General features: G+C 60.3%; 9 protein-coding genes. 8 read left to right on the forward strand and 1 reads right to left on the reverse strand.

Going from position 1 to position 11,905, the window contains the following annotated elements; all coding sequences use genetic code 11:
- Position 1: 1 nt before the first annotated feature.
- From uca to HYPMC_RS10805, 5 genes are all read left to right on the forward strand, one after another.
- Positions 2 to 3,622, forward strand: a complete 3,621-nt coding sequence (gene uca / locus HYPMC_RS10785; protein WP_013947964.1) for an urea carboxylase — start codon at positions 2 to 4, stop codon at positions 3,620 to 3,622.
- Positions 3,619 to 5,403 (forward strand): allophanate hydrolase, encoded by a 1,785-nt coding sequence (gene atzF, locus HYPMC_RS10790; RefSeq protein ID WP_013947965.1) that lies wholly within the window; start codon positions 3,619 to 3,621, stop codon positions 5,401 to 5,403. Before uca ends, atzF begins: the two co-directional genes overlap by 4 nt.
- A gap of 182 nt (positions 5,404 to 5,585) precedes the next feature.
- Positions 5,586 to 6,407, forward strand: coding sequence for a quinoprotein dehydrogenase-associated SoxYZ-like carrier (locus tag HYPMC_RS10795; RefSeq protein ID WP_024275909.1), 822 nt, complete (start codon positions 5,586 to 5,588; stop codon positions 6,405 to 6,407).
- Positions 6,408 to 6,432: 25 nt separating this feature from the next.
- Positions 6,433 to 7,725 (forward strand): sulfite dehydrogenase, encoded by a 1,293-nt coding sequence (soxC, locus tag HYPMC_RS10800; RefSeq protein ID WP_013947968.1) that lies wholly within the window; start codon positions 6,433 to 6,435, stop codon positions 7,723 to 7,725.
- Entirely contained in the window at positions 7,712 to 8,260 is a 549-nt protein-coding gene (locus HYPMC_RS10805; protein ID WP_013947969.1) for a c-type cytochrome, read from the forward strand. The genes soxC and HYPMC_RS10805 overlap by 14 nt, the downstream gene beginning before the upstream one ends.
- 9 nt (positions 8,261 to 8,269) lie before the next feature.
- On the opposite strand, the gene HYPMC_RS10810 is transcribed toward HYPMC_RS10805, so the two are convergent.
- Entirely contained in the window at positions 8,270 to 9,100 is an 831-nt protein-coding gene (locus tag HYPMC_RS10810) for a sulfotransferase (protein ID WP_013947970.1), read from the reverse strand.
- A gap of 214 nt (positions 9,101 to 9,314) precedes the next feature.
- Here HYPMC_RS10810 and HYPMC_RS23245 point away from each other — a divergent pair, with 214 nt between their 5' ends.
- From HYPMC_RS23245 to HYPMC_RS10825, 3 genes are all read left to right on the forward strand, one after another.
- On the forward strand, positions 9,315 to 10,001 hold the full coding sequence (locus HYPMC_RS23245; protein ID WP_013947971.1) for a class I SAM-dependent methyltransferase: 687 nt from the start codon (positions 9,315 to 9,317) through the stop codon (positions 9,999 to 10,001).
- Positions 10,002 to 10,236: 235 nt separating this feature from the next.
- On the forward strand, positions 10,237 to 11,451 hold the full coding sequence (locus HYPMC_RS10820; protein WP_013947972.1) for a saccharopine dehydrogenase family protein: 1,215 nt from the start codon (positions 10,237 to 10,239) through the stop codon (positions 11,449 to 11,451).
- On the forward strand, positions 11,451 to 11,888 hold the full coding sequence (locus tag HYPMC_RS10825; RefSeq protein WP_013947973.1) for a hypothetical protein: 438 nt from the start codon (positions 11,451 to 11,453) through the stop codon (positions 11,886 to 11,888). The genes HYPMC_RS10820 and HYPMC_RS10825 overlap by 1 nt, the downstream gene beginning before the upstream one ends.
- Positions 11,889 to 11,905 lie beyond the last annotated feature (17 nt).

Below are 11,905 nucleotides of genomic sequence, written 5' to 3' on the forward strand. Positions count from 1 at the left end.
GATGTTTCGGAAAGTTCTGATCGCCAATCGCGGCGCGATTGCCTGCCGCATCATCCGTACGCTCGACCGGATGGGCATCGCGAGTGTCGCCGTCTATTCGGAAGCGGATCGTCATTCGATGCACGTCATGCAAGCGGGAGAGGCCGTCGCCATCGGCCCCTCGCCTGCGGCCGAAAGCTATCTGAAGTATGACGTCATTCTCGATGCCGCGAAGAAGACGGGCGCCGAGGCCATCCATCCGGGCTACGGCTTCTTGTCGGAAAATCCCGACTTTGCGGAAGCCTGCGAAAAAGCCGGCATCGCATTCATCGGTCCGAAGGCGCAGCACATGCGCGCCTTCGGCCTGAAGCACAAAGCGCGCGAGCTGGCGCTCGAAGCGAACGTGCCGCTGGCACCGGGCTCAGGGCTTATTCGCGATGTCGAGCATGCGAAAAGCGAAGCCCAGCGCATCGGCTATCCGGTGATGATCAAGAGCACGGCGGGCGGCGGTGGCATCGGCTTGCAGCTCGTCTCGTCCGCCGACGAGATTGCGCCGATGTTTGAGCGCGTCGAGCGTCTCGCTCGTAACAACTTCAAGGACGCTGGCATCTTCCTGGAGAAGTATGTGGCGCGCGGGCGGCACATCGAAGTGCAGATCTTCGGCGATGGCAAGGGTAACGTCGTCTCGCTCGGCGAGCGCGATTGCTCGGCACAACGGCGCAATCAGAAAGTCATCGAAGAGACGCCTGCTCCCAACCTGCCGGAGGCAACGCGCACGGCGCTTTGGGACACGGCGCGGCGTCTGTGCCAGTCGGTGAATTACGAAAGCGCCGGAACGGTCGAATATCTCTACGACGCTGAGACAAACGAATTCTATTTTCTAGAAGTCAACACGCGGCTTCAGGTCGAGCATGGCGTGACCGAAGAAGTCTTCGGCGTCGATCTCGTGGAGTGGATGGTGCGGCAAGCGGCGAACGAGTTGCAGCTTCCGGCGCAAACGACGCTTTCTCCAAATGGTGCGTCGATTCAGGTTCGCCTTTATGCCGAAGATCCTGGCCGCGATTTCCGTCCGAGTTCGGGCCGTCTGACGGAGGTCACCTGGCCGCCTGAGACACGCATCGAAACGTGGGTGCAGAGCGGATCAGAAGTCTCTCCGTTTTACGATCCGATGATCGCCAAGATCATCGTCAAGGGCGCATCGCGCGAAGACGCGCTATCTCGATTACAGACTTCGCTCGATGCGACGCGCATCGGCGGGCTTGAAACCAACCTCGATTATCTGCGTCAGCTGTCGCGCTCGGAGGTGTTCGGCACCGGTCAGATGCTGACGCGCACGCTGCAGACATTCGTCTACAATGGGGAGACGATCGAGGTTCTCTCCCCCGGCACTCAGACGACGATCCAGGATTGGCCGGGACGCGTCGGCTATTGGGCCGTTGGCGTACCGCCTTCGGGGCCGATGGACCCGCTGTCGCATCGTCTCATCAATCGCCTGCTCGGCAACGATGAGAGCGCGGCGACGATCGAGACCACGCTTTCCGGCCCGACGCTGCGCTTCAATACCGATACGACCGTTTGCCTGGGCGGCGCCGAGCTGGCCGCAACGCTCGATGGCGAGCCGGTAGCTTATTGGCAGCCGTTCGCCGTCAAGGCTGGGCAAGTTCTGAAAGTCGGCGGCGTTAAAGGTCCTGGCGTGCGCGCTTATATCGGCGTTCGCAGCGGCATCGATGTTCCGAGCTATCTTGGCAGCAAATCGACATTCACGCTAGGCAAATTCGGTGGCCACGGCGGCCGCGTGCTGATGACCGGGGACGTGCTGCATGTCGGCACGGAGGCGAACCAAGCGCCGGTGCCCGGCCTTTCTGCTGACCTCCAGCCGCCGCTGACCCATACCTGGGAGATCGGCGTTCTCTATGGACCGCACGGCGCGCCGGACTTCTTCGCGCCGGAGTACATCGACACGTTTTTCACGGCAGATTGGGAAGTCCATTACAATTCCAATCCGACCGGCATTCGCCTGATCGGACCAAAGCCCGTGTGGGCGCGGACCGACGGCGGCGAAGCGGGACTGCATCCGAGCAACATTCACGACAATGCCTACGCCATCGGTGCGGTCGACTTTACGGGCGACATGCCAGTGATCCTCGGCCCCGACGGTCCGTCACTCGGCGGTTTCGTCTGTCCAGTGACGATCGTGCAGGCGGAACTTTGGAAGATGGGGCAATTGCGCCCTGGCGATAAAGTCCGCTTCGTGCGATTGACGCCCGCAGCCGCGGCAGCTCGGCTGGCAAAGCAAGCGGCGGAAGTCGCGTCGCTGAAGTCGATCGCCGCGCCCTCGTTTCCGAACGGGAAGTGGGGCGCCGACGATTGCGTGATCGGTAGCCGTGAAGCGTCGGGCGACAACCCGCGCGTCGTCTATCGCCGTGCCGGCGACGCCTACATGCTCGTCGAATACGGGCCGATCATTCTCGACTTCACGCTGCGGTTCCGCGCACACGCTCTGATGACGGCGCTCGAACGGCGCAAGCTTGCCGGCATTCTCGATCTGACTCCCGGCATCCGTTCGCTGCAGATCCATTACGACGGTACGACGTTGCCGCTGGAAGATTTGCTGGCGGAGCTCTCGGCCATCGAAGACACGCTTGGCGATCTGAGCGATGTCGAGGTGCCGTCGCGCATCGTTCATCTGCCGCTGTCTTGGAATGACCCGGCGGTGCAGAAGACAATTGATAAGTACATGCAGGGCGTTCGGCCGGATGCGCCGTGGTGCCCGTCGAACATCGAGTTCATCCGGCGGATCAACGGCCTCGATTCCATCGAAGATGTTCTTCGCATCATCTTCGACGCGACGTATGTCGTGCTCGGCCTTGGCGACGTCTATCTCGGCGCGCCGGTGGCGACGCCGTTCGATCCGCGCCATCGCCTCGTGACCACGAAGTACAATCCGGCCCGGACGTGGACGCCGGACAACGTCGTCGGCATCGGCGGCGCGTACATGTGTATCTACGGCATGGAGGGACCGGGCGGCTATCAGCTCTTCGGGCGGACGTGCCAAGTCTGGAATACCTACCGGACGACGAATGCTTTCGAGGCCGGTTCGCCGTGGCTGTTGCGCTTCTTCGACCAGATTCGGTTCTATCCAGTTTCCGGCGAAGAGCTTCTGGCCTTCCGCGACAGGTTTCTCGAAGGTCAAGTGGACGTCAAAATCGAACCTTCGACGTTCAGCCTGAAGGACTATCAGGCGTTCGCCGCCGAAAACGCCGAGACGATTGCGGCTTTCAAAGCGCGGCAGCAGGCGGCTTTCGAAGCGGAGCGGGCGCGCTGGCAACAGAGCGACCAGGAAGGGGCGGCTAGCTCGGCCGACACCTTCGAGGACCATGACGCCGATGCCGCGTTGCCGCCGGGGGCGACTGCGGTAGAAAGTCCTGTGCCGGGGAGTGTCTGGAAAGTCCTTGTCGAACCGGGAACCACGGTTTCCGAAGGCGAGACATTGATTATCGTCGAGTCGATGAAGATGGAAATGGCCGTTCCTGCGCCGACCAGCGGCGTCGTTCATGAGGTTCGATGCGCCGAAGGTCGGCCGGTTTCGCTCGGACAGACACTCGTCATCTTGAAAGAATTGCAGGCGGAGGCGACGGCGTGACTTTATCGCTCGATATCGGCAATCTGACCGCGCTCTATGAAGCGAAGAAGATTACGCCAGAAGCCGTCATTGACGAGATTTACGCGCGCATTCAGGCCAAAGGTGTGCAGCCCGACTGGATCACGCTGGTCGATAAGGAAGCGGCAAAGGATCGAGCACGGCGTATCACCCAAGGACCGCTCTACGGCATCCCGTTCGCCGTCAAGGACAACATCGACGTCGCCGGACTTCCGACAACGTGCGCCTGCCCGGCCTTTGCGTACACACCGGAGCGATCGGCGACCGTCGTCCAGAGGCTCGAAGCCGCCGGTGCGATTTTGATCGGCAAGACCAATCTCGATCAGTTCGCGACGGGCCTCAACGGGACGCGCTCGCCCTATGGCATCCCGGCGAGCGTGTTCGACCCTGCGTATATTTCCGGAGGATCGAGTTCCGGCTCGGCGGTCGTCGTTGCAGGTGGCCTCGTGTCGTTCTCGCTCGGCACGGACACGGCCGGATCGGGACGTGTGCCGGCTGCCTTCAACAACATCGTCGGACTGAAGCCGACGAAAGGCCTGATCTCGACGCGTGGCGTCGTGCCTGCATGCAAAAGCCAGGACGTGGTTTCGATCTTCGCCCTGACTGTTGCGGACGCCGCGAGGGTTGCTGAGACCGCCATTGGGTTCGACAAGGACGATTGCTTCTCGCGCGCCGATGCGCCGCCGTTCACGGTCGAGAGTGTCGGGCGACCTTTGAAGGTCGGCGTACCGAATTCGCCGCTTTCGTTCTTCGAGGACAGCGAATACCGCCGGCTCTATCTCCATACGATCGACCGTCTCGCGGGCCTGGGCGTCGAAATCACGCCCTTCAACTACACGCCATTTCGCGACACGGCGGCGATGCTCTATGACGGACCGTGGGTCGCGGAACGTTTGTTCGCCACCGAAGATCTGGCCGAACACGACCTTAATCCGGTGGTCGCCGATATTGTTCGCGGCGGCAAAGCCAAGACCGCGCTGCAAACCTTCGAGAGCATGTATCGCCTCGCCGAGCTTCGTCGCGCTGCGGACGCCGAATGGAAGCGCATGGACGTCATGGTCCTGCCCACGGCCGGCACGACGTACAAGATCGCCGACATGCTTGCCGATCCGATCCGGCTCAATTCGAACCTCGGGGCCTATACGAACTTCGTCAATCTTCTTGATCTTTCGGCGCTCGCGGTTCCGGCCGGATTCCGCGAGGACGGCATTCCGTTCGGCGTGACCCTCATCGGCCGGGCGTTTGCCGACGGCAAGCTTGCGACGATCGGCGATGCCGTGCACCGAGCACTGCTCGATGCCAAGCTCGGCGCCACTGACGCAGCATTGGGCGATACGATGCGGGTCGCGGTTCGGCCGGCCAAGAAAAAGACGGTGCAGGTCGCCGTCGTCGGCGCTCATCTCAGCGGGCAGCCGCTCAACAGCCAGCTGACCGAGCGGGACGCCATCTTCCGCGAGACGTCGCGAACTGCTGCCGGTTATCGGCTCTATGCCTTGCCCGGAACGACGCCGCCCAAGCCGGGACTCGTTTACGAAGGCACCGGGCCGGGCGCGATCGAGGTCGAGATCTGGGAAATGGATGATGCCGCCTTCGGATCGTTTGTAGCGTTGATCCCGGCGCCGCTGGGCATCGGAACGCTGGTGCTCGAAGACGGGCGGCGCGTCAAAGGCTTCCTGTGCGAGAGCCACGCCACTGTCGGCGCCGAGGACATCACGAATTTCGGCGGCTGGCGCGCTTGGCTTAACCGGACGGCCGTCGCTTGACGCGGCCTCCTCTCGACCTAATTAGTAACGAATGGAGGCAGTTAGGCGTATCCCCAAGTGTGCGATGCAACAGGTTTTCGCGAAAAAGATGGCCCGGCCTTCTGGGTTGATGTAGTATTTCATTCCGAATTCGCCATTCAGTGCGCATGAAAGACCGCCAAAAGGCGGCGAGCGAGGAAACGATGCGGAAAATTGCGAGCGGACTTTTGGGATCCGCGATTTTGATCGCCGCGATGGGCGTCAGCGCTCTCGCCGCCGATGATGGAAGCCCCACTGTTAACAACCCAGGCGCATGGACAGACATTCGCAAGGATGCGTTCGGCCCGCGCGAAATTCTGGATGGTGCAGGAAAAATTACGCTTGAGGCTCCCAAGCGCGCCGAGGATGCGGCAACCGTCCCCATCACGATACGCATGCCGGCGCCGTTCGCCGCCAACGTGAAGTCGCTGACCCTGGTCATCGATCAGAATCCGTCTCCGGTCGTCGCAACGTTCAACTATGGCGACGCGGCAGGAACAGGCGAGCGTATGCTCGCGACGCGTGTGCGCATCGACCAGTACTCGGACGTTCGCGCTATCGCGGAAACGACCGACAACAAACTCTATATGACGACCGTCTTCGTGAAGGCATCAGGCGGCTGCTCGGCACCCGCGAGCAAGGACCCCGAAGAGGCCGCCAAGGAGATGGGTAAGATGCGCGTCAAGACGGCGGCCGGCAAAGAGGACGGCAGCGAGGTCGCGCAGGTGATGCTCAAGCATCCCAATACGTCCGGCATGGCAATGGATCAGATCACGCATGCGTATCCGCCGGCGCGCTTTATCGACAAGCTGTCGGTGACGACAGGTGGCAAGCTGATCTTTTCGATGGAAGGCGGCATCTCTATCAGCGAAGACCCAAACTTCCGCTTCACTTATAAAGGCAACCCGTCCGACCAAATGGACGTCAAAGCCGAGGATTCGGAAGGCACGCAGTTCAGCGGTCATTCGACGCCCAGCCAGTCCTGACGCTCACAACCCGCGGGACGGCCGCGTGGCCGGCAAGCTCACAGAAACTGATTTGAAGCCTGTTGCGGGCGGTGGTCTTCTAGATCGCCGCCTTTTGCTCAAAGGCGGCATCGTTCTGGCTTCGGCGCAAGCAGCAAGTTCACTGTCGGCCGCCGAGACGAAGAATGCAGTGCCGCCCGATCCCGCCGATCCGCCTTGGCTGCACCATACCGGCGGACCGTTCACAACGTATGGCCTGCCTTCGAGATACGAAAAGTATGTCATTCGCAATATCGGCGGCAATCGCACGCCCGCGGGCGATGGCGTTTCGTGGACGCCGCTGGAGGATCTCGCAGGCATCGTGACACCGAGCGGACTGCATTTCGAACGCCACCATGACGGCGTTCCAGATATCGACCCGGCGCTGCATCGGCTCGTCATTCATGGCCTTGTCGGTAAGCCGCTGGAATTCACGGTCGAGGATCTCCTGCGCTATCCGATGCAGTCGCGCTTTCTCTTCATCGAATGCGGCGGCAACAGCAACGCCGGTTGGCACTCGGAACCGATCCAACGCCCGGTAGGTGCATTCCACGGCCTCGTTTCATGCTCGGAATGGACCGGCGTGCCATTGTCGATCTTACTTGATGAAGCGGGCGTCGACGCGACCGAGTCGTGGGTGATAGCGGAAGGCGCGGACGCCGGATTGTTGAATGTCAGCCTGCCGCTGTCAAAACTTGCCGACGATGCCATGCTCGGCCTTTACCAAAACGGCGAGCGGCTGCGCCCAGAGAACGGTTATCCGCTGCGCCTGATCGTGCCGGGTTGGGAAGGCATTACGAACGTCAAATGGCTGCGGCGGTTGCACGTCACAGATCAACCGGCAATGACGCGCAATGAAACGGCGAAATACACGGAACTGCTGCCATCCGGCAAAGCGCGGATGTTCACGTTCGTCATGGACGCAAAGTCGCTCATCACGTCACCATCGCCGGGGCAGAAGATGTATGGCCCGAACATTTATGAAATTCGAGGGTTAGCCTGGAGCGGTCGCGGCAGAATAGCGAAAGTCGAGGTTTCCGCCGACGGCGGCAAGACGTGGGCTGAGGCGCATCTGCAAGAGCCGGTCATGGCGCATTGCTTCACGCGGTTTCGCGCTCCCTGGGCGTGGGACGGCAAGCCCGCGATCCTCAAGAGCCGCGCAACGGATGAGACAGGCTACGTTCAGCCTGAGCGCGATGTCCTGGTAAAGGAGCGCGGGCGAGACGGATATTTTCACTACAATGCGATCGTCAGCTGGGCTGTCGACGAGGATGGCGAGATTACGCATGTCTATGCTTAGACATATCGTCGTCGTGCTCGCCGTCGCAGCACCGTTCGGTGCGGCGTGGGCCGCAGACGGCGCCAAAGCTCTGGCGCCGCATCTCGGCAAGCCAATGACAAGTGCCGACGTCGCGACCTGGAATCAAACAATTTTCCCAGACGGACGTGGACTTCCTTCGGGGCACGGGACGGCCAAGGAAGGTCGTGCGCTTTACGTCGAAAAGTGCGCGCGTTGTCATGGCGCGCACGGCGAAGGCGCGACCGCCGAGGATCTTATCGGCGATCCGACGCCACCGACGCGCGATGATCCAAACAAAACCATCGGCGCTTATTGGCCGTTCGCGACGACGATCTTCGATTTCATTTCGCGCAGCATGCCGCCAGCGGCGCCGGGCTCCCTCTCCGCTGACAACACGTATGCGATCACCGCTTATCTGCTGGCAGCAAACAAGGTCATCGGCGAAAGCCAAGAGATCAATGCGGAGACGCTTCCGAAAGTCGAAATGCCGAACCGAACGGGCTTCATCTGGATCGACGTCAAGAAAAAGAAATGAGCATGGCGCTCACGGCAACGCCGTGTCGTAGCTGAAACGGGTAGCGACCCAGTCGAGCGTTTCGCCGAGTTGCGGCCTGATCGATTTCAGATAGGCGATACGGTTGGGATCGTTTCTGTATTTGTTCAGTGATCTGGTATCGATGCCGCGCAATCCGTGCATTGCAGATTCAGCCTTGCCGGATGGCTTGAAGACTGAGGCAAGCTCGCTGGCTGGCGTTCCGACTTCAAGTCCGAGTTCATCGGCAAGCTTTTTCTGAACACCCGCGGCGTCGGTCGCCAAGTCTTCGTAACGGACGATGCAAAAGTTTTGTCTGCCATCGTCGAGTGCTGCCCGCAGCGCCGACATTTCGCCGAGCCATCGTGCGACGTCGATATGATAAACGTGCGTGCTCGTTGGATTGTGGCTCGTCAGAACATCGAAGGGATGCCGGACTGCGTAGGCAATTTTGATGCGCGCAGGGATCTGCGACAGGCGTTCAAACGAGACGTTGTTGCGCTTCAGAACGAGCGTCCGCCCGGTCGTTGTCAGCTGCGCGAACAGCTCGACCGGAACTTCCTTGGCGACGACGCATGTGTCCTTGAACGTCGACATGAGCCCCGTCAACAACCACGTACCGGAGCGGCCGCATCCCATGACGAAGATGCGGTCAATCGGGCGGTGCACGTCGATCCGATCAAGGCGGGCTTCAAGAGCGCCGTCTCCGACGAATACCGCCACATCCTTCTTCTTCACACGAAAACTCAGCGGCTGAAGGCGTGCGTCACCCGATGTATGGAACCGCATTGCGCCAAAGTACATCAACCCCCGTGCGATGAGCGGATTGCTCCACGCGACCATCAGTCCTCCGATGATTTGCTGCCCGTCAGAGACTTGATCGAAATGTCAGAAACGAGGCGATCATCAGGCGACACGCGGTCCCGCCCACCGCGACAGAATACCAATTTCGCTCCCGAGATCAGCAAGATAGCCTATGCCTCACGGATAGCTGTTCGCTGCACTCGCATGCCGTAAGCCAATCCAACACGGTATGTCAGTGGAGCAGGATGACCCGATGGGGGTAATTACGCTTCGCGGCGCCTTGAAAAGCCTGTCGAAGGTCAAGGGTGCTGCAGCCGGCAAGTATACGGACCTCGTGCTTGACGGGAACGCCATCGCACGGGGCGAATACAAACAGCATCTCGGCGGGGGAAGCGAAGGATGGGATGCGCGCGGGCGCTTCCAGCTTGAGCTACTTCGGGCGGGTGGCTTGCAGACGTCTTCCAATCTGCTCGACATCGGCTGTGGTCCGCTGCGCGCGGGCGTCCATTTCATTCGCTACCTCAATGCCGGACATTACTACGGCTTCGATTACAATCTGTCGTTCGTCGAGGCCGCCCGCCGCCTGATTGCCGAGAACGGGCTTGAAGAAAAGCGGCCGACGGTCGTCGCGCTGGCGAATTTCGAGCTGAAGAGCATCGACCGGATGTTCGACCACGCTATCGCGTTCTCGGTGCTCAATCATTGCAACGAAGCGCAGCGGAGCTTGTTCTTCGCCAATATCGGGCGTTGCCTGGCACCGGCCGCCAAACTTTTCATTTCGCATGGCAATTGGCTCAAGGAAGAGGATCTTGCTCCGGCTCGGCTTGTGATCCTGCGCCGCTTTGAGGCGGCCGACCTCAATCTTGGACAATACGGGTGGCCGCCGGAGGAGCAGCGTTCGGTCTGCCCCATCTACGAGCTTGGGCGGCTTCCGGATTAAGGAACGGGCTTCCACAGCCGGTGGTGGCCAGCGATCCGGACCGCGGTAAACGGCTTGGCAAGAAACTGTCATAATTCTCTTTTTGCAGGAATTGTATCGACTTCGACGTCGTTGTCGGCGGCAAACGACGGAACGTATTGAATTAATTGTGCGCCTGCCCTATTTCCGGCCCCCAGCGCGACTTTGCGCGCTACGCAAGCCGGTATGACCGGCCTTTCAACTTTGGGAGCGGTCGTTGGACAACGTACTCATCATCGGGGCAGGCGCTGCGGGCTCGGTCGTCGCGAAGAAATGCGCGATGAACCGCGACGTCTTCAAGAAGATCCATCTCGCGTCTCGCCGTCTCGAAAGCTGCAAGAAGGTCCAGGCCGAGTGCAAGACGCCGATCGAGATCTATCAGCTCGACGCAGATATCGTCGCGGATACGGTCAAGCTCCTGAACGAGATCAAGCCCGACCTCGTCATCAACATGGCGCTGCCCTATCAGGATCTGGCGATCATGGATGCCTGCCTCGAAGCGGGCGTCAATTACATGGACACGGCCAACTACGAGCCGCGTGAGGAAGCCAAGTTCACGTACAAATACCAGTGGCCGTATCATGAAAAGTTCAAAGAGAAGGGCCTAATGGCCGTGCTCGGGTGTGGCTTCGATCCCGGCGTCACGAACGTTTTCTGCGCCTATGCGCAGGAGAACCTGTTCGACGAGATTCACACGATCGACATCATCGACTGCAACGCTGGCAGCCACGGCAAAGCCTTCGCGACGAACTTCAACCCTGAGATCAATCTCCGGGAAGTGACGCAGCGCGGCAAGTATTGGAAAGATGGCGAGTGGATTGAGATCGATCCGCTGTCGATCTCGACCATGATCGATTATCCGGAAGTCGGGCCTGTCAAATCCTACCTCATCTATCACGAGGAAGAAGAAAGCCTGGTCGAGAACATCAAGGGCCTCAAGCAAATCCGGTTCTGGATGACGTTCTCTGATAATTACATCAAGCACCTTGAAGTGCTCCAGAACGTCGGCATGACGCGCATCGATCCTGTCGACTACAAAGGCACGCCCGTCGTCCCGATGGAGTTTTTGAAGTCGGTGCTGCCGGCCCCTTCCTCGCTGGCCGAAAATTATACCGGCAAGACGTCGATCGGCGTCGTCCTCAAAGGCGAGAAGAAGGGCAAGAAGAAGCGCTACATGATCTGGAACGTCTGCGATCATGCCGAGACGAACAAAGAAGTCGGCTCGCAGGCCGTGTCCTACACGACGGGCGTTCCGGCCGTCACCGGCGCGATCATGATGTTCAAGGGCATCTGGAAGGGCCAGGGCGTGTTCAACGTCGAGCAGCTTCCGCCGGAGCCGTTTCTTGATGAGCTCGCCGAACAGGGCCTGCCCTGGCACGCCAAGGAAATCGACAAATCCGACCAGAAGAAGCTGTTCGCGGTCGAGACCTGATGAGCGAAGCCGAGATCCTTTCGATCAGAAACGAATTGACCGGCATTGTCGTGTCGGTCTTTTCGGTGAGTTTCGGAATGATCTCGGCTTACATTGCCGGGTTGTGGCTCTTTCTTCGCGAGGCGCCCATTTCGCTGCGACTTCTGGCGTTCACGATGCTCACGTTCGGCTTGGCCTTCATGGGCGCGCTGACGTGGGGCTTGAACGACCTTCTTGTCGGCACCGAGCGCGCATGGTCGAAGCTCGCGACACATGCCAGCGAGATCACCGGGTTCGGTAATGCTCAGCCGCCTTGGCTGCATGGCCTGACGCTCTACGAGGCGGCGGTCCTTCTTGGCGGCGTGGCATTCGGGGCCATATACGTGTCGCTTGCGTATCTTACCTTCGTCTACAAATGGCCCGGCACGACTGCCGGACTTGTTCGCGTGGCGCCGTAAAGCGCTCTTTTCCTGTT

The organism is Hyphomicrobium sp. MC1 (assembly GCF_000253295.1).
GTDB lineage: Bacteria > Pseudomonadota > Alphaproteobacteria > Rhizobiales > Hyphomicrobiaceae > Hyphomicrobium_B.